Consider the following 24,371-nt stretch of genomic DNA (forward strand, 5'->3'; position numbering starts at 1 on the left):
CGCGCTTCGTTAGGCTTTGTTATAGCCGCTCGGATTCGCCTGATGCCAAGCCCACGCGCTGCCGATGATATCCTCCAGCTTGTTGCGGGTCGGATTCCAGCCCAGCTCTTGCCGGGCGCGGTCCGACGAAGCGACCAGCACGGCCGGATCGCCGGCGCGGCGCGCTTCCATAACGGCCGGAATGTCGCGTCCCGTCACTTGACGGGCGATATCGATGACTTGCTTCACGGAGAAGCCGGTGCCGTTGCCAAGGTTGTAGACGGCGCTGTCTCCGCCTCTGCGCAGCCGGTCCACTGCCAGGATATGCGCGTCCGCCAAATCGCTGACATGAATGTAGTCGCGAATGCAAGTGCCGTCTTCCGTCGCGTAGTCTTCGCCGAAGACCGAGATGTGCGCACGCTGGCCGAGCGCCGTCTGCAGCACGAGCGGCACGAGATGCGTCTCCGGATTATGGTCCTCGCCGATCCGGCCGCTTGCATGCGCGCCTGCGGCGTTGAAGTAGCGGAGCGAGACGTATTTGACGCCGTATGCGACGTCGTACCATTTCATCATTTTCTCCATCGCCAGCTTCGTTTCGCCGTACGTATTCGTCGGCAGCGTCCGGTCATCCTCGTGGATCGGGATGTTCTCGGGCTCGCCGTACGTGGCGGCCGTGGAAGAGAAGACGATTCGTTTCACGCCGTGCGCGTTCATCTTCTCCAGCAGGCAAAGCGTGCCGTACACGTTGTTGTGATAATATTTGCCGGGATCCTTCATGCTCTCCCCGACCAGCGAATTCGCGGCGAAATGAATGACGGCGTCGATGTCGTTCTCTCCGAACACCTTATCCAGGAAATCGCCGTCGCGCAGATCGCCGACGTACAATTTGCCTCCAAGCACCGCATCCTTATGACCTTGCTGCAGATTATCGACGATCACGATCTCCTCGCCCCGCTCGATCAGCGCAGCGACCGCATGCGAGCCGATATAGCCCGCGCCTCCAGTTACCAATACTGCCATTATGATTCTCTCCCTTCATTATTCAAAACCGAATGATACCTATGAGCATGACGGCAAGAACTTCCCGGGCTGCAGGGCGGCGCCGTTGACGCTGCTCCGCCCCGCAGCCGGCCGCGGCCTTATCAGGCGAGGCGTTCCACGCCGTTGCCGATCGTGCAGACGTAGAAGTCCGCGACCAAGCCCGTTGCTTCCGAATACCGGCGTCCGACTTCCGACTTGAACGTCTCGATGCTGTCCTTGTGCACCAGCGATACCGTGCAGCCGCCGAAGCCCGCGCCCGTCATGCGGGAGCCGAGCACGCCGTCTACCGTCCGCGCCGCCGCCACCATGGCATCCAATTCCGCGCCGGTTACTTCGTAAAGATCGCGAAGCGAATCATGGGATGCGTTCATCAGTTGACCGAAAGCGGCAAGATCATTCGTTTGCAGCACCTTCATGGACTGTAGCACGCGGTCGATTTCTTCCACGACATGCTGCGCGCGGTCGCGCACGACGTCGTCTTGGATGAGATGTTTGTTCGCGTTGAAGTCCTCCAGGGACAATTGGCCCAGCAGCGTCAGGTTCGGAAATGCCGCCTTCAGATCCTGCACGGCCTGCTCGCACTGGCTGCGGCGCTCGTTATATTTGGAGTCGACCAAGCCGCGGCGTTTGTTCGTGTTGCCGATGACGAGCTGGTAGTCGCCGGAATTGAACGGCACCAGGTCGTATTCAAGCGTGTCGCACATCAGCAGGATCGCGTGGTCCTTCTTGCCGTTCGCCACGGCGAACTGGTCCATGATGCCGCATTGCACGCCGTTGAATTCATTTTCGGATTTCTGCGACATCAGGGCGATCTGGACCGTATCCGTCTCGCGTCCTTCCATCGACAGCAGGGCGTAAGCGGTCACGACTTCAATGGAAGCGGAGGACGAGAGGCCCGCGCCGTTCGGGATTTCGCCATGGAACAGCAGGTCGTAGCCGCCGCCGAAGACGACGCCGCGATGAAGCAGCTCGCTCACGATGCCTTTCGGATAGTTCATCCAGTCATCTGCTTCGTCGTAGACGATCGGGGAAATCGGCAGATGCTTATGCTCCGCGAAGTTCGTGGACGCCAGACCCAGCTGGTTGTCTTCGCGCTTGCGGATAAGCAGCGTCGTGCCGAACGTCAGGGCTGCCGGGAAGACGTAGCCGCCATTATAGTCCGTATGCTCGCCGATCAGGTTGACGCGGCCGGGCGCATGAAAAATAGAAATTCGTTCGGAGGAATCGCCATATACGTTCAGAAATCGTTGTGTCAGTTCTTGCAGGTTCGCCATTATGCCGCACCACTTTCCAAGGAATGTAATTGCTTCTTGCTAAATTCAGTATAGCCGAAGGCAAGTTTGCGCGAAATGGCTTGATGTGAGTTCGAGATGGAATTTTGTGACCTCATGTCGAATGTCTCGAGGTCCGTATGATACAATGTGCGTGAGATGAATGAATTGTAAACAAAGGAGTTTCCTGAATATGGCGCTGCGTCCGACCTATACGGTCCTGTCCAATCCCGTGCCGAATGAGCATGGCGATTTATATGTCCTGTTCGCCGGGGAGAGCCAGACGAAGCCCGGACATCTGATCGGACCCAAAGTATCCGACTTCTATCTGATGCATCATGTGCTGTCCGGCTCCGGCGCCTACGCGTGCGCGGGGCAGCGGCATGAGCTGCGCGCCGGCCATACGTTTCTCATTCACCCCGATCAGCTCGTCAGTTACGAATCCAGCGAGGACGATCCTTGGCGTTACCGCTGGATCGCCTTCGAGGGCGGAACGGCTGCCGCCCTGGCCGCGGATGCCGGGCTCGACCCCGCGTCGCCGGTCATCGATACTGGACGGAATCCCCGCATCCCGGTCCTGTATCATCAAATGCTGCGCAACTTCCGGCAAGGCGGCCGTCCGGCGCATCTGCGGGCGACGGGCTATCTGCAGCTGTTATTCGCGGAATACGCTTCGGCGCTTACGGCTTCGGACGCCGACTCGCAGCAGCGGGGCGACGAAGGCGAAGCGCTGACGCAGCAGGTGCTGCGCTACTTGTCCACCCAGTTCGCCGAGCCGGTCTCCATCGAAAACATGGCGGATACGCTGGGCTACAACCGCGCCTATCTGTCCCGATTGTTCAAGCGGCAAACGGGCATCACCCCGGTCACTTTCCTGCTGAAGCTCCGTATCGACAAGGCGCATCTATTGCTGCGCGAGCGTCAGGAGCTCACCATCGAGCAGATCGCGGCCTCGGTCGGATTTCAAGACCCGCTGTACTTCTCGAAGCAGTTCCGCCGGTTCTACGGCCAGTCGCCTACGGCTTACCGGGAAGCGATGAAGGCGTTGTAGGCGCGGCGGTGGCAAGAGAGCGCGCGGGACCGATAGGCACGCAAGGACCGCTGGGCGCGAGGTGCGACGGCGCTGAGAGCGTCAGGCGGTGCACGAGACCGTTTGGACGCTGTCGATGCGCGAGATGCGCGAGAACGCTTCGATCTGGCGGACGCCCGGTGCGCGAGATGCTCGAGAACGCTTCGATCTGGCGGACGCCCGGTGCGCGGCACGCGCGAGCACGCTGGGGCGGCGGGCGCGTCAGGCGCGGGATACCTTTGACGCAGCAATTCGCTGATCGCAAGGCGTTGAACGTATGTAAGTTAAATCCGTACAGGACGGGAGTAAGACCTATTTTGCACATTCTACAAAAATCCCTCTTATTATTGCCCTATACATCATGGTTTTGCGTACAAAGTACAAAAAATATGGCTTATTCAGGTTTCTAACCGATCTCACCTGAGTTTTATATATTGCCTACAACTTTACCGAGCGAATCGTTCAAATCAGCACTGCTTTTATGTATATTGTACAACTTTCACTCTCGCATGAATTTCGCCTATTAAATGAAGCGCCGCACCCCATCATCCCTGATCCATTCAGTGACGCATATGATTCCATCCATAACCTTTAACATTTTAAAGCTGCACGGCTTCAAAATCTCTGGTCATACGCCGAGTTACATGAACGCTCTATATAAATGCAAGCAACAGCAAGCCTTCCACTACACGCCCGCACGCAAATAACCCCGCTCATCCGATTGGACGGGCGGGGTTATTCGCAGCGCCTAAGGAGCGACTGAACGTCTCCGAAGGTTTAAAGAGTACAGCCGTTGCGACATCGATCAGCAGCATATCGCTTCCGATCATGCGCACATTCTTTGCGGCAGCAGGATACTGCCAATCAGGCCAGATTCGTGGTCGTCGTTACACTCGTCTTCTGCCGAAGAAGAAGGACAGAATGAACAGAACCAAGAACACGACGAACAAAATTTTCGCGATACCTGCAGCGGCCGATGCCAATGTGAAGAAGCCCAGCACCCCAGCTACCAATGCTACGATCAAGAACAAAACTGCGTATCCCAACATCACCCATCACCCTTTCGGTTTCTCGTTTTTGGTTGTTGCTGCACTTGCTTACTTGGCTTATACACCGTCTGCGACCGGGTTGAAACGCGGTTGTTCCGAAAGCGCCGCATCTTCGCACGGAAAATCCGCAAGCCGCCGGAACGCAAAAAGCCACCGAACGGGATGCGCGCATGCATCTCCGATCGGAGGCTATAAGACAGCCGAGCCCGCTAGCGGCGCGTATTCCGCCGCAGCTGCAGGCAGGCCTCGCGCCGGCCGACGACCTGGCCGGCGTCGTTGACGATATCCGGCGGGATCTGCCGCCGGATGCTGGCAATAAGTTCCTGGCCGAGTCCCAGCTGCTCCAGGATGGAGCAGACCGCCTCCGGCCAGGGCGATTCGCCGCCGTCGGCGAGCTTGACGACGCCGGCGATGCCTTCCTTGCGCAGGGCGAAGACGAAGACGCCCTGCGCGCCGCTCTTGGCGACGACGTTTCCGTCGCCAAGCATCACGCTTGCCAGCCGGCCCGGCCCCTCGACCAGGGCCGGGTGGCCGTGCATGGCGGCGGCGATGCGCCCCGCCGCCGCAGCCATGGCGCTGCCCGCCGGCGATGCCGCGGCGGGCGAAGCGTCCAGCGCGCCGAGGCGCGCGTACACAAGCGCCAGCCGCCATAACGGCAGCGCGAACACGGGCAAGCCGCAGCCGTCGATCGCGCAGCCGACGGCTTCCGGCTCCATCTCCGCGAGCGCGGCGACCGTCCGCAGCAGCTCCTGCTGCAGCGGGTGCTCCCGCTCCGCGTACGTATCCATCGGCCAGCCGCGCAGCTTGCACAGCGCGAGCATGCCGATATGTTTGCCCGCGCAGACGTGGTACAGCTTGCGCGGACCGCCGCCGCCGCGGACGACCTCGTCATGCGCCTCCGCCTGCGCGGGCAGCTGCGGCCGGAAGACGAGCTGCTCCTCGTGCACGCCGGTAAGCTCCAGCATCCGCTCCAGCGTCTCCATATGCGCGGGGGTCCCTTGATGGGACGCGCACATCAGCGCGATCGCGTCCTCGCCCAAACCAAACGCTTCCGGCACGCCGCCAAGAATGGACGGCAGCGCCTGAACCGGCTTCGCCGTCGAACGCATGTACGTCCAGACGGCCGCGTCGCCTGCTTCCGCCAGAATCGTCCCGTCGGCCGAGACGACCGCGGCATGGCCCCCATGAACGTTCTCGATCACGCCGCCGCGCGTCGTTATCACAAGCGGCACGCCAAGCACGTCCGCCGCTGTTGGATTTTCGTTAGTCATCATGCGATCCCCTGCCGTTTCCCAAAGCTGCTAAACCTGTCAAAACCCTATTTTACCACGAATACCAGCCTTTCTCCTACCATCCCTCATTCCTTACCAGCCTATTCGCCCGATGGCGCGTTGGCTATTTCCTTCTGCCTGCAAAAAAACCGCATTCTAGCCAGAATGAGCAGACCCGGTGCGCTTGGCGCGCATAGGCCATCATCACGATATAGCATCTTCTGTTTCAAACCCTCTCCCGCGCGTGTAGTAATTCATAAGCCAATAGGTAAAGGAGTGGACGACGATGACAGAAGTGAATCCGTTGAAGGACGGGCAGCCGCAGGCCTCGTCAGCCGGGCAGGCAGGCCGCAAGACCGAACCGCTCGAAAATGCGAAGAACGGCTCGATGGTCCAGGATATGCAGGATTTGAAACGTCTCGGCCACGATATGAAAGACATGAAGACGAACAGCCAGCTGCAGGAAGAGGGCCTCGTTCCGGATCCCATTCAAGAATAGATCGCGCATCGATGAGGAAGAGGGGATCCACTTGCCCCTCTTTTTTCTGTGCCCGATTGGACATAATAACCGCGGGAGGTTCGATGCAATGAAGGATCTACACGAAGGACGCTTATACTGGCAGGAAACGCTGCCGAGTCCGAAGACATACCCCGCGCTTGCAGAAACGGTGCATGCGGATGTCGCTATCGTCGGAGGAGGCATGTCGGGGGCCATCACCGGCTACTACCTCGCCCGTCATGGGCTGCGAACGATTATTCTAGAGCGTGATCGCGTCGCCGGCGGCAGCTCGCTGGCCAATACGGGCCTGCTGCAGTTCTGCAATGATATCATGCTGACGGATCTGATCGATCAAATCGGCGAACGCGATGCGGTTGCGTTCTACAAGGCATGCGCGGACGCGATACAAGAGCTGGAGGCCATTACTGCGTCGCTGCCCGCGGATACCGGTTTCATGCGCAATAGCAGCTTGTATGTCGCGAGCTCGGAACAGGATGTACCGAAGCTGAAGCAGGAATACGATGCCCTGCGAACGAATGGCTTCGACGTCGAATACTGGGAGCCCGAACGAATACAGGCTCATTTTCCGTTCAAGAGACCAGGCGCGATCGTCACGCACGGCGATGCGGAGGTCAATCCGTATCAGTTCGTTCATGCCGTCGTCGAGGAAGGCGCGAACCGGTTCGGCCTCATGGTGCATGAACAATCGGATATCACCGACCATCTCGGCGACGAGGCGGGCGGCCATATTCTGAAAACCGCTACCGGCGCGGACGTTCATGCCAAGCACGTCATCTATGCCATCGGCTACGAACCGGAAGAACTGCGCGGACAGCTCATCAAATCGGAAATGAACCGAACGAGCGTGATCGTCACGGCTCCCCAGCCCGACGTATCCCCTTGGCATCGGCGCTTCTTGATTTGGGAAACCGCCCGTCCCTATTTCTACACGCGATTGACCGCGGACGATCGCGTCATTGCCGGCGGTTACGACGAGATCGGCGGGCAGCCGCTGACGAGCCGCGACGCACGGGACAAAATCGCGCACAAATTGGCCGGTCGCGTCCATGAGCTGTTTCCTTCCTTCCAGGCAGAACCCGCCTATGAGTGGAATGCGACCTTTGCGGTATCGCGCGATAATCTGCCTTTCATCGGGGAAGATCCCAAGTGGCCGCATGTCTACTACTGCCTTGGCTATGGGGGCAACGGAACCGTCTACAGCATGGTGGGCGCCTCGCTGCTCCGCGACATCATCCAAGGCCGCAGCAACCCCATCGCACCTATTATCGGACTAGGCCGTCCATCGCTTCAGAACGCGTAGGCAGTCCCCGTCTGCGCTGTCTCTGCGCTGTCTCTGTCTGCTCTGTCTGCTCTGTTTTTGCTCCTTTTGCTCTGTCTGCTCTGTCTGCTCTGTCTCTGCTTCTGCTCCCTGTCTGCTTTGCTCTGTCTGTTCCATCAGCCCGAGCTCTCCGCGGCATCGGACGCCAGCCATCCGAATACAGCTGCCGCGCTTTCTTCGTTCAAGCCCGCTTCAGCCCTCGCAACCGCCATGCCGCCTCCAACGCCAGAGTAAAATTATAGCCAACAAAAAATGCCGCTCCCTTCCAGGAGCGGCACAACTATCGAAAAGCTGCCGAACGGCAGCTTCGTCGGTTAGCTGATTCGGGCACGAATCGCTGCACCATCATACATTCCCGCCGTCTTCATCAACCCTGTTCCTCATAGGAGCGGCGAAAGCATTCTTGCGGCAACCTCGCCCGCCTTCTGCCAAGCGGGGCGCATTTGAAACTCCGATCGGTTCATTTCCTCGCAGTCTTTCAAGTCCGTCATGAAGTCGTCTTCCAGCCGCTTGATCGCCTTGGCGTCGAACAACAGGGCATTGATCTCGAAATTGCTGAAAAAGCTTCGCATATCCATATTCGCCGTTCCGACCGAAGCGAGGAGCTCGTCCACGATCATGACTTTGGCATGAACGAAACCTTTGTGATAGCGGTAAACCCGAACGCCGGCCGCCAGCATCTCTTCCACGTAGGAGAGCGAGGCGAACAAGACGAGCTTCGTATCGGCAACATACGGAATGATGATTCTGACGTCGACCCCGCTCAAGGCAGCCGTACGCAGCGCCATCAGCACGCTGGGATCCGGGATGAAGTATGGCGTCGTGATGTAGATGCGCGACTTCGCCACGGCAACGGCGGCGAAGACGCACTCCAGAATGGCGGCTTCCTTGTTGTTCGGGCCGCTCGCCACGATCTGGACCTGCTCCCGGCCGACGCAATGATGCGCCGGCATGTAATTCGGACCCGTCAGCCGTGTCTTGGAGGTGAACCACCAATCCTGCATGAAAAATTCCTGCAGGAAGTACACCGCATCCCCCTTCACGCGCAAATGCGTATCGCGCCAGAAGCCCAGCTTCGGATTGCCGCCGAGATACTCGTCGCCGATATTGATGCCCCCGACGAAGCCGGTCAGCCCGTCGACCACGATGATTTTGCGGTGATTGCGAAAATTCATCCGTTTGTTGAAGAAGGCCACCTTCGCCTGCAGGAAGCACTTCGTCTCGATTCCGGCATCTTCCAGCTCGCGAATGTAACCGGAAGACAGCTCCAGGCTGCCGAGACCGTCATAGATGACGCGCACCTCTACTCCTTCCCGCGCCTTGCGGATGAGCGCATCCCTAAACTTGCGTCCGATGCCGTCGTCCCGAATCGTGTAATAGTCCACATGCACGTGATGCCGAGCCCCTTCGATCGCTTCCAGGATCGACGCGTAGGTCGCCTCCCCGTTCGTCAGCACCTCCGTCTCGTTGCAGCTCGTAATCGGCGAGAAGGCCATGCCCTGCAGCATATGGAACAGCCGCTCTTGATGGAGAAACTCCTTGCCCTGCATGTCCTCCAGCCGATTGACAAGCTGACAGCGCATGATCGCCTGCAGCATATCGGTCTCCGCCACGACGCCCCGTCTGCGCAGCGTCCTCCGCCTGCGGTATTCTTGCGCCAGGAAGTAATAGAAGACAAATCCGATAATGGGCAGCACGAACAGGATCAGCAGCCAGGCGACGGTTTTGGAAGGATGACGGAATTCCAATACGAGAATCGTCGCAATTTGAAAAATAAATACCACGAGTATAATCAGTGCCCAAATCATCGTGTTCCCCCTCTTCACCCGCGCTGTGTTCATCTTTCTAGCTTTCGCTCTCGCAACGGGACGTATGCACCGATAAGGCATGTTTCTAAGCTTGCAAGAATAATAACTATTAGCACGTTACCACCGGGGAAGGAGGATGAATCGACGGATGTTCAAGGAATTCAGAAAAACCGACTTCGCCGAGACGTCCATCGGACAGGGGACGCATGTGGAAGGCAAGCTGGTGAGCGATGGCGCCATTCGGATCGAAGGAGAATTTCGGGGCGAGATCGCGTGCAAAGGCGACGTGATCGTCGGCGAGCACGGCACCGCGCGCGCGGGCATCCTCGCGAACGATCTGACGGTCGCGGGCAAGGTATATGGCGACATCGACGTGAAGGGGCGCCTGACGATCACGGCTTCCCGCCAACTGCACGGCAACGTGCTGGCGCCCACGATTCTGATTCAGGACGGAGGGGTCTATAACGGCAATTGTCGCATGGAACGCCAGACGGAGCCCCAGTCTCGCCCTGCGCAGGAGGGCGATTCGTCGCAGCATTCGCATTCACAGGCTAAAGAAAACGCCGGCAAGGAGAAATCCCGGCAAGCCGGTTAAACGAACGAAAAAGGGGAGCGCCAGCCGGTCAGAATGACGGCGGGCGCTCCCCTTTTTCATTTGTTTTTCCTACCTATATTCATACACTCATTAGGAGTGCTTATACCCGCCGTCTAGGTCGCGACATCGCGCCGATTGAAGACGTACCAGGTGATGGCGACGAACAGGAGATAGTAGCCGACCAGCACGCTTAACGAGAAGCCCATCGTCAGATTATGGGTAATCTCCTCGCTGCCCAGGTACTGTTTCAAATTCAGATGCAGGAACAGCAGGTAATCGACCCATGCATAGTCCAGCATGCTGAGCAGGCCGCTCGCGATGATGCCGAAGAAATAGATGAACATCGACAGCCCGATCGCCAGTCCCCCGCTGCGAAACAGCGTCGAGAGCATGAAGCTGAGCGTCACGATCATGATCAGTCCGATATAATCCAGCACATAGACCTGCAGCATGTAGCTGAAAGGCCCCGAATTGTTCGCTACGCCGAGCGCTTCGTTCGCCGTCTTGGCATCGCCGTATCCGAACAGGACGAGGTTCAATACGAACGAGCTGATCAGCATGACGATCGACAGCGTCAGCGCGAATTGGAGCAGCGCGATGTACTTGGACAGCAGGATCTTGGAGCGGCTCCACGGCCGGATCAGCAGAAGCTTAATCGTGCCCGAGGAAAACTCGCCCGCCACGCTCTCCGCCGATACCACCACCGTGAAGATCGTGATCAGCAGATACGTGAACGATTCGATATTGTTCATGACGCTCCATAAGGAGCCTGTCCCGTTATCGTCGAATACCTTTGACAGGATGCTTACCACGACGACGATCACCAGAATAATGGCGAACATGATCCAGGTGCCGATGCGCCGGTAAATCTTCATATTCTCGTTACGGACCAGCTGCAGAAAATTATACAAGCGGACTCCCTCCCGTCATCTCGAGGAACTGATCCTCAAGCGATTTGTTCAGGACGCGAATGCCGTACACTTGTATGCCCGCTCCGACAAGCTCCGCATTGATGCGCGCAACGGTCTCCCGGTCCGCCCGCACGAGCGCCCCTTCATCCATTCGGGCCGCTTCGTGCTTCGCCAGCAGCGCCACGGCGTCATCCGGCCGGTCCACCTCGAACAGCACGGATCCGGTCGTATCCGCCAGTTGCGCGGCGGATTGAATAATGCGCACGTCGATGAGCTTGCCGGCCTGAATGATGGCGACCCGGTCGCACATCAGCTCCATCTCGCTCAAGAGATGGCTCGAGACGAAGACGGCGATGCCCTCTTCCTTGGCCAGCTTGCGCAGATAGTCGCGCAGCTCGCGAATGCCCGCCGGATCGAGGCCGTTCGTCGGCTCGTCCAGAATGAGCAGCGAAGGCTTGTGCATGATCGCCTGCGCCACGCCCAGACGCTGCCGCATGCCAAGCGAGTACGTCTTCACTTTATCGTGAATGCGTTCCTTCAGCCCGACGAGTTGGACGACCTCGTCGATCCGCTGCGTCGTGATGCCCGGTACCATCCGCGAGAAGTGGAGCAGGTTCTGAAAGCCGGTCATGTACTTATACATCTCCGGATTCTCGACGATCGCGCCGACATGCCGGATGGCCTTCTCGTACTCGTCGCGGACGCTGTGGCCCCCGATCAGCACGTCGCCCTTCGTCATGCGCATCAATCCCACCATCATGCGGATCGTCGTCGTCTTCCCGGAACCGTTCGGCCCCAGGAAGCCCAGTACTTCCGCTGGCGGAATGTCCAGCGTTAATCCGTCTATGATCGTTCGTCTGCCGATCACCTTCGTGACTTGCTGAAGCCTTACAATCGGCTGCTCGTCCGAAACGGTCACATATGCCATTTCCGTACCCCCTGTATCCGCGGTCTTATTACGCTTTGCCGCGTATCGTCCCCATAAGTATACCGGATGCAGGAAGCGATTGGAAGGTTAGGCAGCTCCGCATGGAATCAGTTGAAGACCAGCGGACGATCCTTCACGAATTCCGTGCCGACAACGCCGAACTCCCCGTAATGCGGCACTGCCTCTGGGTTCAAGCCGCTTACGCCCGGCTGACTCGACTCCGTTAACTTGATCGTGCAGCTTTTGCAGCAGCCGAGCGGATACACGATTCGATAAAATCCCGTCATGAACAACTTGTCCGCTTCGTAATTGTCCATCATTTTCCCGCAGCTTACGCAATAAAATTGATTCTTGTTCGTCATATTGAGCCCCCCTTGTCGATGTAACGCGTACTTTCTATGTATATACCATCTGTAGCAAAGTATGAATAATAATGTTACGTTTTGTATCACAAACATAGAATATGACAAATGTCGCCACCTGTCAATACAGTTCGTTGGAGAATGATGAAGAAAGACTCGTTTTTTGTCTTGTATGCGCTTACAGTTAATGATATTTCAAACTGATAGGGGCGACACTCGCTGCGCATCGGCAGGGACATCGAATTTATGGAGCAGATCGTCCTCTACGACACGAAGCGCCGCTTGATCCGTCGCACTGACGGCCGCGGTATTGGAAGACGTATCGGCGGGAGTCGACGAAGAATCGATATTCGAAGAAGACGCAGAAACTGATGCTGCCGTGTCATTGTTTGCATAGCCGCAGCCGAACAAAGTCAGCGATAGTACGATCAGCATAAAGACGAGATGAAGTTTTCTGTTAGATGACCGACATAGTTCAATGATTCTTCCTGATATTGATAATCACTATCACTCAAAAACTATACCGTGCCGAGTGCTCCGCATGCGTCATCCAAGAATTGGCCTACCGGCAGCTGATGCTCACGCCAGTCTTTCTCCTACCAGGGGATATAAAACGTTGGAGCGATTTGTTTCAATGCCGCTTGATCGGCTCCAGACGGCCAATTGCTGGCAACCACTACATCAGGTTTGGTCTCCTGCATGGCCTAAAGATTGAAAATGATAATATTTCTCAGTTGAATCTGTCGATCGATCAATCCGCTATTGCCTCTTATCGATCACCGAAGCCGCAGTCTCCTGCGATGCATCAAGCACCCGCCGATACAGCTCGTAGATTCGCTGCTGCTCCGGAATCATGAGGCGCAGCTTCTCCTTCAGCGCGGCGGACAGCGCGCGGCGGATTCCGGGATCCGGCGTGAACTCGCAGCCGTGGAGGTATTGATTCTCGTCCAAACGGCGCCAATTGACATGGCCTGCCAGACTGAACTGCCACTCTCCGAAGGAAAGGTTTATTCGAATTCTATAGTCTTGGCTGACGGGAAAACGAAGGTAGGTAAGGAACTGCATGCCCTCGGGGCTGATATCCTGAATCAGGACGGAAGCGGACTTGGTGTCCACCGCCATGCCGTTTATTTCCGAAATAGCAACATCGGCCTTGACTCCGCCCCATATCCGAATACGCACTACGTTTCGCCTGACTTTGTTAAGCTTCCTCTCCATCCGCTGCCCGCCTTTACCATTGAAATGTTTGTTCCCTGCTCGGCTTACCACTCTGGATGATACGAATCGTAACATCATAGGCATAACGAATGAAACTGCCTTAGATAATCCGGTTCCACTGGTTGCGGCTTGCCGCGTCCAGGTTCTCCGAGTCCGCCAGCAGATACCGGCGCCCATCCAGATCGGTTATGACCCAGCGGCACGGCGCAACCGAATGAATATGATCATGGGCGTTCTCCGTCATGAACGTCGTCTGTCCGAGATCCGTCTGCACATTCCACGTCCATATGGATTGCTGCCTGCGGATCGAAGAGATTCGTTCAATAACCGGAATGAGATGCAGCAGCTTCAGCTCCTCCTGAACGATCTGGCTGCTGATGTCGTCGAGCTTCGTTAAGCTGCTGATTAGCATCAGCTCCTCGCCTTCTTCGCTGCGGACGGAAATATACTGATCCGGCAGCGAGTTATGGTAGGTGCGTACCAGCTTCACGCGTTCATACCGCAAGCCGTTCATATCGAAAACCAAGCCCGGTTCTCTCCGAAAGGACATTTGGAATCGGTTTACCTTTCGCTTCAAATAGATTAAGTTACTCATCGCGTCACCCTGCCTCGAGCGTTTTGTCGATCATCTGCGGTTTTGATTCCATTATTCTTGCTGGTATGACCAGAGCAATCTCCACTTCCCGTCCACCTTGGCCGCGAAGCAGGCCTGATGAATATCGAAATTGCCATACGGCGATTGAAACGACTCGGTCACCGCTATTTCGTACACATTCGCGATCGGCTGCGCTTCCCGGCTCATCTTCCACTGCGGCAGCCGCTTGGGCGGCCCTATCTTGACATCGAACGTCTTCACGCCGAAATCCTGCAGCATAATTTGCGCGCGCTTCTGAATGTAACCGGCCTTCTCGAAGCGCTCCTGCATGAGCGGATGGAATAACGTCCATGAACTGCCGAAGTCTCCCGCCTGCTCGTACGCATAGAATTGCTCGACCGCTGCTCTCGCCTGCTTCTCGTCGTCGTTCCCCATCAGCTTGGATGCCGTGTTTCGCCATGTCATCCAAATGACGATGACGACGAATGCCACCAGCATCAGCTTGAGAACGGTGCCGTTGCCCCGGTTGCGTCTTACAGCCATCCCCGTTCACTCCTTGTCCCGTAAAGTAGTTCACTTTATGAGACGAGTCCGGGATTTAGACCGTTTATAGAGATAACGGATGGCGGCATAGACGAGAAAACCGATGCAGCCGCCGAATGTCGACAAGAACGTCCTCCGGATTGGCCGTCCGCCCAGGTATCCGCCGCTGATTGAATTCATCGAGCGCGGCAATCAGCGTGACCGCTAGCAGCGAGAAAGGCAGCGTTCGAGCAAGCGTTCTTCGGCGGCCAGCCCACATGGCCGTCAATAGCCAGCATGGCGTAGACGAAGAGATGCGCGGCCTTGCGAAACATGAACTCGATGACGCTGTACGGATTGACGCGGGACGAATAGGTTGTATGGTTGTAATTGAATTCCACCTTCGGCAGCACCTCCTCCGCCTTTTGAAACGTCAACGAACGATTCAGCGTAGGTTGAATGGTTTGCTTCTGGTAGGTTTGCGAGGAGAAGACGAAAATTAGCGCCACCCAAGCTGCCAACGCCAAGAACGGGAGTCCCTTTCTGAACCGTCCCCTCATGATTACGACCCCGTTTGAAGATGGTCCTTGATCATATCGTGAATGCGAAGCCGCTCTTGATCCGAGACGTTGTAGTACCAGATTTTATCGATGATTTGTCCCGTCCCCTGAATCTCGACCGTATCGACCTTGCCGATGCTCGGACGGTAATCCTTCACGAACGTTTTCATCTCATCGAAGGTAACATTCGTCTTCACGCTGTCCCCCAGCTCGCCGAGCAATGCGTTGATGTGCGTAATCGATGACAAGCTGAGCGCGTGCTTCATGACTTCCTGAAGGATGTCGCGCTGCCTCGTGTTGCGGCCCAAGTCGCCCTTCGGGTCGTCGTACCGCATGCGGGAATAGAGCAAGGCATTCGTGCCGTTCAGAGCGAGATGCCCCTGTTCGAAGTGAACGCCGTCATAGTCGAATGCAAAAGGATTGTCGACTTCTACTCCGCCGACCATGTCGATGAGTCGCGCGAAGCCCTCCATATTGACCTTGACGTAATAATCGATGGGATAATCAATGAAATTCTCGACCGTATCGATCGCCATCTTCACTCCGCCGAATGCGTAAGCATGATTAATCTTATCCACCGTTCCATGGCCGACGATTTCCGTTCGCGAGTCGCGCGGAATATTGAACATGAGCATGGATTTCTTGGCGGGGTTGACCGTCACGACGATCATCGTATCGGAACGGCCGCTGTCATGCTCCCGCTGGTCTACGCCCAGAACAAGAACGTTGAACGGCTCCGCATTTTTCATCTGAATCGCCGTCTCGGGCTTCTTGGTTACCAACGGATCCTTACTGACATAGACGGGCTTTACCGGGATGTCCTCGTACATTTCGGAGGCGGTCTTCGCCGCAGAATGATATAGAAACCAAACCATGCCGCCCGCCGCCAACAGGACAACCGCGGCAGCCGAACCCGACCAGATCAAAGCGCGCTTCCATGGACGCTTCATGTTGCAGGACTCCTTATCTCTTCGCTTTGGTTAAACGAGCTTAGCGGCTCAGCTGTGAACGTTCCCTTGCTTAGCTTGATCCAAACCGCGGTTAAGCGCAGGGCGACCAATCGAGAAGTATATAAAATCCGATCGGTCCAACTGCGATGACTTATACATATTGCGTCCATCGATGAGAACCGGCTGCTTCATGACCTGCTGAAGCCTTGCCAAATCATAGCCGCCAAACTCCGGCCAATCCGTCAGCAAGCAGATCGCCTCGGCTTCGCAGGCCGCATCCAACGCATCCTTGCACCATACAACCCGTTCATGGTCGTAGTGCTTACGGAAGTTAGGAAGCGCTAATGGATCGCAAGCTCGGACGGCGGCCCCCAACGCAATCAGTTCCCGTATGACATCGATGGCAGGCGAATTCCAAATTTCATCCGTATTCGGCTTAAAGGCAAGACCCCAAACGGCGATCGTTCGACCTTGCAGCTGGCCGAACAGCTGTACAAGCTTTTGGACGATAATGCGGCGCTGCTCGCGGTTAACGTCTATAACGGACTTCAGCAATTTGGATTCATAGTTCACGCTGCCTGCGATTTGAATGAGCGCCTGCGTGTCATTCGTAAAGCAGGATCCGCCATAACCGATTCCGGCTTGGAGGCATGAAGGGCCGATCCGATGATCATAGCCCATGCCCTCCGCTACTTGGGTCACATCGGCTCCGACCTTCTCGCAGACATTAGCGATTTCGTTAATGAAGGAGATCTTCGTTGCTAGGAAGGCATTCGAAGCGTACTTCATCATCTCGGCACTGCGAATGTCGGTGATGATGATGTTGCTCGTCAAGGGACGATGAAGGTCAATAATGTCTTCCACCGATTCTGGGCGGTCCGTTCCAATGACTATACGATCCGGATAAAGCATGTCGCGAATTGCCGACCCCTCGCGCAAAAACTCCGGCATCGAAACCACGATAGAGACTTCATCCGTAAGCGACGACAGCATAGACTGCAGCTTATGGTTGGTACCGACCGGAACCGTGGTTTTCGTGATTATCGTCTTGGGACCATTCATGCACAGGGCGATATCGCCGACTGCCTGCTCCATGTCACTCAGGTTCGTCTCGCCATCCGCCAAAGACGGCGTACCGACGGCAAGAATGATGATCTCCGACATCCGGACGGCCATCTCTAGATGGGTCGTAAAAGAGAGCGTTCCAGTCTGCATATTCCTGATGACTAGCTCTTGAAGCACCGGTTCATGGATGGGAATCTCACCTTGAAGCAGCCTCGCAATCTTCCTTTCATCCTTGTCTACGCAAATGACCTCATGGGACAGTGCCGCATAGCTCGCGCCCGTTACCAGTCCGACAAAGCCGCATCCAATTACGGCGATCCTCATTCTCTACGCTCCCTTCCAAAGATCTGGTCCTGTCCGTACGCCGGTACGCCCTTTAGTCGATCGCCCTCGCACCTAAGTAAAGGTCGAATTCTGATACATATTGTATCATGAAAGACATAGATTTCCCTTACTTTGGTACACATGCTCTTCTGTTTATTTGAGCATGATCATTCCCTCGTAATGCACTTCCATATCAATGTTCCCGTCTTTCTCCCCTACGGCCTGCAACTGCAATTGGCTGCCGTTCATGAGCGGCGGTTTAATCGCCAAGTCGCCGTCCGCGTCAGCAGCCAGGTTTGATTGGGTCAGTGATGCTCCATCCCAATTAATCTTATACATTTCCGTTCGGCTGATTTTCCCTTGCTTGACCGATACGTACAGCACGCCGTCGGCTCCGGAGCCAAGTGAAAAAACATTCTCAAGCGGCGTCTCGTATCCTTCATCCACGATGGCGCTCGTCTGCGACTTGATCACTACGGTTTGCGTTCGTATAGGAACGGGCGTCTTTACGGAATCGCTTATTCCAATGTTCCCCTGCTCGTTGCCCGTAAAGGAATTGCCCGATATAAACCAGCCCGGCCCTGAACGCATCACGTAGATGCCATAACCTTTATTATTGTCGAAGATATTGTCCGTCAGCTTCAGATTCCCGATTTCCCCATCTACCCGCATGCCGTCTCCGAAGTTATCCGTGACGATATTTTGCGATACGATAATATTCGAATCTTCGCGGAAGCTTGAAACTCGCATGCCGCCTTTCTTATTCCCAGTTAACGTATTGCCGGTGATGATTACATTGCTCGCCTGCTTGTCGGTCGCATACTCCAAGTGAATGCCGTAATCGTCGGCCTGCTTAACGGTATTATTGGAGATGGTAATAAAGTCGCCGTCGATGATATAAATCCCCGAGTTTAATCCGACATCCGGGTCATTCTGGACGCTGTTAATAATATTCCCGGTAATCAGAATATGGTTGGCCTCATCCTCGATATGAATCGCCTCGTATCTGGCCTTATCGATAATATTGCCGATGATCGTAATATTGGAAGCGCCGGCGATGCCGATACCGAAGCCAGCTCCTTTGGATGTTCCTACTCCTTTGGGAACCGATATAAAATTTCCGGAAATAACGAAATTTTCTCCGGCTTCATTTACCGTACCAGGGTGATTCAGTTCGATTCCGTCTGAATAAATATCAATGAATTGATTGTTAAGCACCCGTACGTCCGTTAAGTCTTTGGCTTGTTTATTGGTAAGAATCCCGTAGCTCACCTTATTGAATTGATTGTCGCTAATCTGTACGTGTTTGATGCGCAGTGCATTCATGTTAATCGATTGATTGCTTTGTCCGCTGAATTTATTTCCCTGAATCCATACGTTTGAAGCGCCAGTGCTAAAGTCGATTCCGATTCCGCTGACTTTACGTTTATTGGTAATCGCCAAGCCTTCGATGACGACGTCGTGCTGATTGGTGCCAATAACGAACACGGAATAATCCTTTTTGGAATCGTCTTTTATGACCGCGGCATCTTTGCCAGAAATGCTGGTATTGGAGTAGAGATTGATATTTAGAGTCGTTCGATAGGTGCCGCGAGGGAAGAATACAATGCCTCCGCCGAGCTTTTTGGCTTTGTCCATCGCTTTCTGGATCGCTTTGGAATCATCTTTCTTTCCATCGCCTACAGCCCCGAATTCCTTGCTGACGACATTGATCACCTTCTCGGGATCATCTGGCGTATCCTTCAAATAGGTCCTAACGTTCTCTTGCGCATACTTTTCCGTACTTCGTGCATTCAACTCCATGGCTTCATTGTCTCCGACAGAGTTTGCCGTCACAGCTATCGCAACTGTGAGCGTTACGATAACGATAATGCAGACGATATAAATTCCTTTCTTCACCGCTTACACTCCCTATCCAATACGCTTTAGTAACAGGCCTGCCATTCGCAGGCGTTGTACACTTTTTCACAAGCACCTCTCTGAGAAGTTTTGTTTTCCTGATCACGCGAGGCTATGCATTCGCTCCCGACTGAAAAGCCAATAATTCACTGAACGTACCTTTCGCTTCTCTAGCTAGCTGCTGGTAGGCCCCCCGTTGAATGATACTTCCTCGATCCAGCACGATGACTTGATCCGCATTACGGATCGTCGATAGGCGATGAGCGATAACGATCAACGTCATTTTCTCCTTCAGTTGATCCAATGCTTGCTGAATTCGGGACTCATTCTCGTTATCCAGCGCGCTTGTCGCTTCATCAAGAACCAATATGGCAGGTTTGCGGAGAATCGCTCTGGCCAACACGATACGTTGACGTTCACCGCCGGATAGGCGAATGCCGCGGTCGCCGATAATGGTATCCAGACCTTGCGGAAGCTTTCTGACGAATTCATCCGCAACCGCAAAAGCCAGCGCTTCCCATAATTCCTCCGTCTTCGCGTCGGCTTTGACCAGCAGCAGGTTTTCTCTGATACTAGTATGGAACAAGAACGGGTCTTGCGAGACGTAACTCACGTCTCTTCTCATACTTGTCCGATTGGAGTCCGTTAACGCTACGCCATCAACAACCACTTCACCTTGCAATGGCTGAATAAGTCCGATTAACATATCGATTAAGGTGCTTTTACCCGCACCGGATTTTCCAACGATTGCAGTCATGCTCTTCGCGGGAATCTGCAAGCTGATATCGCGAAGCACATAAGGAGCCTGGGCATCTGAATGATAGCGAAAGGAAACGTTACGACATTCAATGCTGCGAGAATCAGTCAAATCGACGTTGACGTTATCCTTGCTTTCGACGATTCCGGCCTCATAAGCTTCCTCGCATTCCTTTTGCAGATTCAACACGCTCTTGAAAGCCGGAAGAGAAGACATGATTTGTTCCAGGCTGGATTGAATATCCGTAAACCTTGGCCATAACCGACTAAATATAACGACGACAAGCATTAATTGCCCCGCGCCGACATGGAGGACCGAAATCGATAGATAGATACATAGTACGATCATAAAGGCAGATGCGATTTTATAATAAGCTTGGCTGGTCGTCTGCATGCTGGAAAACCGGATTTGGTTATCTTCCATCTTCGTGCATAATTGTTGAAACCACGTGTAATGCGCTTGTTCAAGCTGATTGCTCTTGATATCCTTGATGCCGTTGAAGTGCTCCGTAATCCCGGAGAAATAACTCTGCGAGAGTTCTGTCGTCGCATCGCCCAGTGCGCTTGCCTGGCGAATAAACTTTCTGGCGAATAATGACAATGCCAGGCCCGCTGCGAGAACAAGAAGCGTCAATTTCATGGAAACCCAGCATGCGAACACGATTTGAATCACGGTAAACAGCAGCGATGTCATCAGCCTCAGCGTCAATATCGTGCCTTGACTGACCCTAGCCAGTTCAGAGGTTAGAAGATGACTGATATCCGATCGCCTCTTGCGCAAGAAGAAGCTCCAATCAGCCTGCAATAACGTTTTGTAGATATCTGTCCGTAGATGTTTAATAAAGCCTTGATGCAGCTTCGTGCCCGAGACGGTTTGAGCCTTCTGCAGCAGCGACTGCCCGACGATTAGAAACAAGTACAGAAACAGAATAATAGGAAGCGCTCCCGATACCGGCAGCCGATGAAGAACGTCCGTTAGGGGCTCGAGCAAAGGAATTGCACCCGTTTGCAGCTTAAATATGCCGATCAAGCTCAGCATCGGTATAATCATATAGATGCTGATGCTCTCTAAGAAGCTGATCGCCACCATGCCAACTAGATACAGATAGAATGAACGCCCGGCATACGTTTGCATTTTTTTTAGGTAAAAACCTATCTGTACCATCGTAGTCCCCCCTTATGACGAAGCTGCTTGCTGCTTCACTCGCCGCCAAAACCACAATATGGGGCGCAGCGGAAAATATAACGCGTATAGCCTTTTGGGCAGCGGTAAGGTTTCGACATCTCTTTTGTTCGGATAGAGCAGACTAATGATGAACAGCATCTTTTGATTCATCGTGCACAGTTGAAATAAATAGCGACGATAATACAAATCCAATTCACGCGGAACCGGGGAAAGCGTGATGCACTCCCGAATAAAAACCGTCGCTTTCTCGGCAAGTTTCCGCGGACGGTTCCCTTGCGCCAGTGGGATCAATTCGTCGGTTATCGGCGTTCCCAGCAATTGATTCGCCAGTATAATGGCTTGACCGGCAATCTGTAACGCACCATGCTTCTTTAACAATTGATGCGCATGATTCCAATTCAGCTCTATTTGAAGCAGCCGGTCTATATCGATCAGCCATCGGATTCGAAACCATCCATGTCTGGCTCCATGCAAAATCAAAAATAAAAATAGATCTTCGTCACCAAGAAAAGCTACGGGACTGTTGTTAATGTCGCTTGTATTTCTCCGTTCCCATAATTCGTCAAATGAAGGCTCGGTCCTTCGATCGGAATTCAAACGCCAATGCAGCTCGACCTGGATGCGTGTGATCGGATGGGTATACGCCAAATGGTGGATCGTCCATTCCCGGTCATTGAGGATTTGATCCTCATCGTCATCCGGCACGTAACCCCTTGCCAGCAGCAGCTTCTCCGCTTGCTCGATCTGTTGATACGGAACCAGAATATCGAGATCTTTGCAGGTTCTTCGATTGATATCCCCGTATAAGCGCTGTGCCACTACCGGCCCCTTCAGCACTAACGAGCGGATATGATTCTCCTCGAAGCATTTGGATACCTCGACCATCTCGGCAGTGAAAAGGAGCATTTGAAACGTATTGTCGTTATATTCAGAGCGGAGAGCTTGGACAACCTCAGCTGGAATCGTCGATAATTGGAGTTTGCTTATATTCGCGTATACGGTCGGGTATGCCCGATGATGCTTCACTAGATGAACGAATTCAGTCCAGTTCAGACCCGGTACGTCCGTGAGTTCTTGCAAGGCTTGACGTGCAGCTGCATTGTATTCGATTCGGTTAAAGGATAGAAGGAGATTCAATTCGCTTGAGAAAGGCGGGACCTTGAGAATTGAGGTCTGGATCATCTTACTTGCTCCTTCTGCGTGGCTTCCAGCTCAAACGTCTTGCCAAACATGGCGACCACGGTATAATGTTTCATCTCATCCGCTCCCGTTAAATAGAGACGGCCGCTTCTGAGCCATGCATGAGCTTTCATGCCGGAAGCTCCCTTTGCCGTGCCCATATAGAGCGTCGATTCAATCTTTCTGCGGCCCAGCATCTTCATGCCGGCAATCGCCATAACTAGACATTGACTCGGCCACCAGGTATGCCGGCTCACCATATGAAGCGCGCGAGCAATCTTGATGAGCTCCGTTTCTCTTGCACCGTTAGGCCCGAATGAGGTTTCCACCTGCTGCTGCCCTAGCGCAGGAGCAATTCTTCGGAAGGGTAACGCTTTAAGAATGCTTGCCCATCCGATGTAAAAGAAGGCTTCAATCAGCAGTAAACGCATCTTCGGTTCCGCTCGAAAAAAGGTTTTCACTATCTTCCACAAGGCCAGACAGCCCTTTCCGTTAAAGTTCGTCCGAAGGAAGACGACTACGCAGATTGAATTAATTGCTCCTTCATGAGCTGCTCCAGAAACGCAATCACCTGACTCTCGCACTCTTCAGGCGTGATCTCAAACTCGTTAAGCAGGGCATCTGTTAGTTCTTCCACGGTACTCGGGTTCTGCAATAAATCCCAAATCACCCCGCCTACTTGGCCCAGATTATAATATTTGCCTTGCTGGATGTTCATCATGACGATGTCCCCATCCATCTCGCTAACCAGATTCCCCTGCTGCCTTACGAACAATTGATTGGCCACCGCTTAACCCACCTTCTCTTTTCTAATCGATTGAACGATGTTGTCAGCCAAATAAAGAGCATCGCAACCCGTAAACGGCCGTTTGACCTGATGAATCGGGCAGTGACTGATTACATGGGTAGAAGCCGTAAAATGAGCTTGCTCCTTCTTTAGCAGCGGAATCAACAAGTTACGATACGTGTGATTCAGCAGGAGCGGAAAACAAGATAGCCCTCTAACTTGTGTGATCGTCAACGATTTCTCCTGCACAGGAAGCAATTCAAACACGCCGCCCAAGGGGACTTCGACCGAACAATAATTGTTGGCGATCGGAACAGCAAGCTTGCTATCCGTGCCGTAGAGAGGGGCATAATCATCCGATTGCATGCCGAGCGCATGAAGGCTTTCCTGCCAGAGTTTCTGCTGCGGGTAGCCCGGCGTCACGGCAGGAGCCATGCCATTTCTTGAAGCCACCGCAATGACATCGTCGGTCATAAGCGAATATCCCTTGATAGCGAAAGCGGCCGCCAATGTCGATTTGCCAACCCCCGAATGACCTACGAATGCATAAGCCAAACCATCGATAACGACCGTACTCCCGTGCAGCGTAAGAAACCCTCTTTGCATTAATATGACACCCATGCAGGTTCCAAGCAGATACATGCGAATGCTGCGTTCATCCGCTCCTTGAACCGGTGAAACGATAATCCTGCATCCGCTTTGGATACTGAATACAGCTAGGTCAGGCACGTGGAATAGTATGCCATCCTCATGCGCAGCATAAAACCGCTGATAGACGTCGGCGCGTGCCCAATCCGCTGACAGATCCGCCCTGCTGATCTCAACGTCAGCCCGATGATTCTGCTCTTGGCACCGAATAGTCTCCGGTAGAACGAATTCGCTTGTCAGCTTCAAACCAAATGCCTCGTAATAGGTATCTATCGTCGTCTGAGTCATAGCTCTCTCCTTTTATGAGAGTGTCGCCGGTACGAATAGAATGGCCCTTATACATAGACTATTGTATAAGGGCCAAGTCTATTGCATGGGTAATCTAAGTAAATGTACTAGGAAACCGGAGGCGTATCAGTGATGTCTTTGTCGTCTGGAGTAACTTGGTCAACATATTTAACGCCTTTGCCTTCCAAAGTTTGACGAACTTCCAATGTTTCCAGAACCGGTTGCTGCCATGCTTTTTTCGCTTGTGCCATGATATCACCTCCTCTCAAGTA

26 protein-coding genes are annotated in these 24,371 nt (G+C 54.2%); 4 read left to right on the forward strand and 22 right to left on the reverse strand.

Going from position 1 to position 24,371, the window contains the following annotated elements; translation table 11 throughout:
• Nucleotides 1–9 precede the first annotated feature (9 nt).
• Entirely contained in the window at nucleotides 10–999 is a 990-nt protein-coding gene (gene galE / locus GT003_RS12760; protein ID WP_161698104.1) for a UDP-glucose 4-epimerase GalE, read from the reverse strand.
• 122 nt (nucleotides 1,000–1,121) lie between these two features.
• Entirely contained in the window at nucleotides 1,122–2,294 is a 1,173-nt protein-coding gene (locus GT003_RS12765; protein ID WP_161698106.1) for a galactokinase, read from the reverse strand.
• A gap of 190 nt (nucleotides 2,295–2,484) precedes the next feature.
• On the opposite strand from GT003_RS12765, the gene GT003_RS12770 reads away from it, so the two are divergent.
• Nucleotides 2,485–3,342, forward strand: coding sequence for an AraC family transcriptional regulator (locus GT003_RS12770; RefSeq protein WP_161698108.1), 858 nt, complete (start codon nucleotides 2,485–2,487; stop codon nucleotides 3,340–3,342).
• A gap of 905 nt (nucleotides 3,343–4,247) precedes the next feature.
• Here GT003_RS12770 and GT003_RS12775 read toward each other — a convergent pair.
• Together GT003_RS12775 and GT003_RS12780 are read right to left on the reverse strand one after the other, a co-directional pair.
• Complete coding sequence (locus GT003_RS12775) at nucleotides 4,248–4,409, reverse strand: DUF1328 domain-containing protein (protein ID WP_161698111.1); 162 nt, start codon at nucleotides 4,407–4,409, stop codon at nucleotides 4,248–4,250.
• A 209-nt stretch (nucleotides 4,410–4,618) separates the two neighbouring features.
• A complete protein-coding gene (locus GT003_RS12780; protein ID WP_161698113.1) occupies nucleotides 4,619–5,683 on the reverse strand; it encodes an asparaginase in 1,065 nt (354 codons plus the stop codon).
• Nucleotides 5,684–5,966: 283 nt separating this feature from the next.
• Between GT003_RS12780 and GT003_RS12785 the strand changes: the two genes are divergently transcribed.
• Together GT003_RS12785 and GT003_RS12790 are read left to right on the forward strand one after the other, a co-directional pair.
• The gene (locus GT003_RS12785) at nucleotides 5,967–6,179 is read left to right on the forward strand and encodes a hypothetical protein (RefSeq protein WP_161698115.1); all 213 of its coding nucleotides are present in this window, start codon (nucleotides 5,967–5,969) and stop codon (nucleotides 6,177–6,179) included.
• Nucleotides 6,180–6,267: 88 nt separating this feature from the next.
• Entirely contained in the window at nucleotides 6,268–7,500 is a 1,233-nt protein-coding gene (locus GT003_RS12790; protein WP_161698117.1) for an NAD(P)/FAD-dependent oxidoreductase, read from the forward strand.
• A 398-nt stretch (nucleotides 7,501–7,898) separates the two neighbouring features.
• Here the strand turns inward: GT003_RS12790 and cls are convergent, their stop codons facing one another.
• On the reverse strand, nucleotides 7,899–9,326 hold the full coding sequence (cls, locus tag GT003_RS12795; RefSeq protein WP_161698119.1) for a cardiolipin synthase: 1,428 nt from the start codon (nucleotides 9,324–9,326) through the stop codon (nucleotides 7,899–7,901).
• Between the two features lie 136 nt (nucleotides 9,327–9,462).
• Here cls and GT003_RS12800 point away from each other — a divergent pair, with 136 nt between their 5' ends.
• Nucleotides 9,463–9,921: a bactofilin family protein gene (locus GT003_RS12800; RefSeq protein ID WP_239565971.1), complete on the forward strand. Its 459-nt coding sequence runs from the start codon at nucleotides 9,463–9,465 to the stop codon at nucleotides 9,919–9,921.
• A gap of 113 nt (nucleotides 9,922–10,034) precedes the next feature.
• Here the strand turns inward: GT003_RS12800 and GT003_RS12805 are convergent, their stop codons facing one another.
• From GT003_RS12805 to GT003_RS12880, 17 genes are all read right to left on the reverse strand, one after another.
• On the reverse strand, nucleotides 10,035–10,832 hold the full coding sequence (locus GT003_RS12805; protein WP_161698122.1) for an ABC transporter permease: 798 nt from the start codon (nucleotides 10,830–10,832) through the stop codon (nucleotides 10,035–10,037).
• Nucleotides 10,825–11,760, reverse strand: a complete 936-nt coding sequence (locus GT003_RS12810; protein ID WP_161698124.1) for an ABC transporter ATP-binding protein — start codon at nucleotides 11,758–11,760, stop codon at nucleotides 10,825–10,827. Before GT003_RS12810 ends, GT003_RS12805 begins: the two co-directional genes overlap by 8 nt.
• Nucleotides 11,761–11,867: 107 nt before the next feature.
• Nucleotides 11,868–12,122, reverse strand: a complete 255-nt coding sequence (locus tag GT003_RS12815; protein WP_161698126.1) for a hypothetical protein — start codon at nucleotides 12,120–12,122, stop codon at nucleotides 11,868–11,870.
• A 759-nt stretch (nucleotides 12,123–12,881) separates the two neighbouring features.
• Nucleotides 12,882–13,340, reverse strand: a complete 459-nt coding sequence (locus GT003_RS12820; protein WP_161698128.1) for a PilZ domain-containing protein — start codon at nucleotides 13,338–13,340, stop codon at nucleotides 12,882–12,884.
• Between the two features lie 100 nt (nucleotides 13,341–13,440).
• Nucleotides 13,441–13,935: a DUF1854 domain-containing protein gene (locus GT003_RS12825; RefSeq protein WP_161698130.1), complete on the reverse strand. Its 495-nt coding sequence runs from the start codon at nucleotides 13,933–13,935 to the stop codon at nucleotides 13,441–13,443.
• A gap of 51 nt (nucleotides 13,936–13,986) precedes the next feature.
• Nucleotides 13,987–14,478 carry a hypothetical protein gene (locus GT003_RS12830; protein ID WP_161698132.1) on the reverse strand — a complete coding sequence of 164 codons (492 nt, stop codon included), beginning with the start codon at nucleotides 14,476–14,478 and terminating at the stop codon, nucleotides 13,987–13,989.
• A gap of 64 nt (nucleotides 14,479–14,542) precedes the next feature.
• Nucleotides 14,543–14,737: a VanZ family protein gene (locus GT003_RS33135; RefSeq protein WP_170312211.1), complete on the reverse strand. Its 195-nt coding sequence runs from the start codon at nucleotides 14,735–14,737 to the stop codon at nucleotides 14,543–14,545.
• The gene (locus GT003_RS12835; RefSeq protein ID WP_161698134.1) at nucleotides 14,655–15,017 is read right to left on the reverse strand and encodes a VanZ family protein; all 363 of its coding nucleotides are present in this window, start codon (nucleotides 15,015–15,017) and stop codon (nucleotides 14,655–14,657) included. Before GT003_RS12835 ends, GT003_RS33135 begins: the two co-directional genes overlap by 83 nt.
• 2 nt (nucleotides 15,018–15,019) lie before the next feature.
• On the reverse strand, nucleotides 15,020–15,967 hold the full coding sequence (locus GT003_RS12840; RefSeq protein WP_161698136.1) for an LCP family glycopolymer transferase: 948 nt from the start codon (nucleotides 15,965–15,967) through the stop codon (nucleotides 15,020–15,022).
• A 48-nt stretch (nucleotides 15,968–16,015) separates the two neighbouring features.
• A complete protein-coding gene (locus GT003_RS12845; protein ID WP_161698138.1) occupies nucleotides 16,016–17,356 on the reverse strand; it encodes a UDP-glucose dehydrogenase family protein in 1,341 nt (446 codons plus the stop codon).
• A 153-nt stretch (nucleotides 17,357–17,509) separates the two neighbouring features.
• Nucleotides 17,510–19,255, reverse strand: a complete 1,746-nt coding sequence (locus GT003_RS12850) for a right-handed parallel beta-helix repeat-containing protein (protein WP_161698140.1) — start codon at nucleotides 19,253–19,255, stop codon at nucleotides 17,510–17,512.
• Between the two features lie 112 nt (nucleotides 19,256–19,367).
• On the reverse strand, nucleotides 19,368–21,176 hold the full coding sequence (locus GT003_RS12855; protein WP_161698142.1) for an ABC transporter ATP-binding protein: 1,809 nt from the start codon (nucleotides 21,174–21,176) through the stop codon (nucleotides 19,368–19,370).
• A 12-nt stretch (nucleotides 21,177–21,188) separates the two neighbouring features.
• A complete protein-coding gene (locus GT003_RS12860; protein WP_161698144.1) occupies nucleotides 21,189–22,379 on the reverse strand; it encodes a nucleotidyltransferase domain-containing protein in 1,191 nt (396 codons plus the stop codon).
• The gene (locus tag GT003_RS12865; RefSeq protein ID WP_161698323.1) at nucleotides 22,376–22,807 is read right to left on the reverse strand and encodes a lasso peptide biosynthesis B2 protein; all 432 of its coding nucleotides are present in this window, start codon (nucleotides 22,805–22,807) and stop codon (nucleotides 22,376–22,378) included. The genes GT003_RS12860 and GT003_RS12865 overlap by 4 nt, the downstream gene beginning before the upstream one ends.
• Before the next feature lie 86 nt (nucleotides 22,808–22,893).
• Nucleotides 22,894–23,163: a lasso peptide biosynthesis PqqD family chaperone gene (locus GT003_RS12870; RefSeq protein ID WP_338045982.1), complete on the reverse strand. Its 270-nt coding sequence runs from the start codon at nucleotides 23,161–23,163 to the stop codon at nucleotides 22,894–22,896.
• A 3-nt stretch (nucleotides 23,164–23,166) separates the two neighbouring features.
• On the reverse strand, nucleotides 23,167–24,099 hold the full coding sequence (locus tag GT003_RS12875) for a phosphoenolpyruvate carboxykinase (ATP) (protein ID WP_161698146.1): 933 nt from the start codon (nucleotides 24,097–24,099) through the stop codon (nucleotides 23,167–23,169).
• 107 nt (nucleotides 24,100–24,206) lie between these two features.
• Entirely contained in the window at nucleotides 24,207–24,350 is a 144-nt protein-coding gene (locus GT003_RS12880) for a paeninodin family lasso peptide (RefSeq protein WP_161698148.1), read from the reverse strand.
• Between the last annotated feature and the right edge of the window lie 21 nt (nucleotides 24,351–24,371).

Source organism: Paenibacillus sacheonensis (genome assembly GCF_009909195.1).
GTDB lineage: Bacteria > Bacillota > Bacilli > Paenibacillales > Paenibacillaceae > Paenibacillus_Z > Paenibacillus_Z sacheonensis.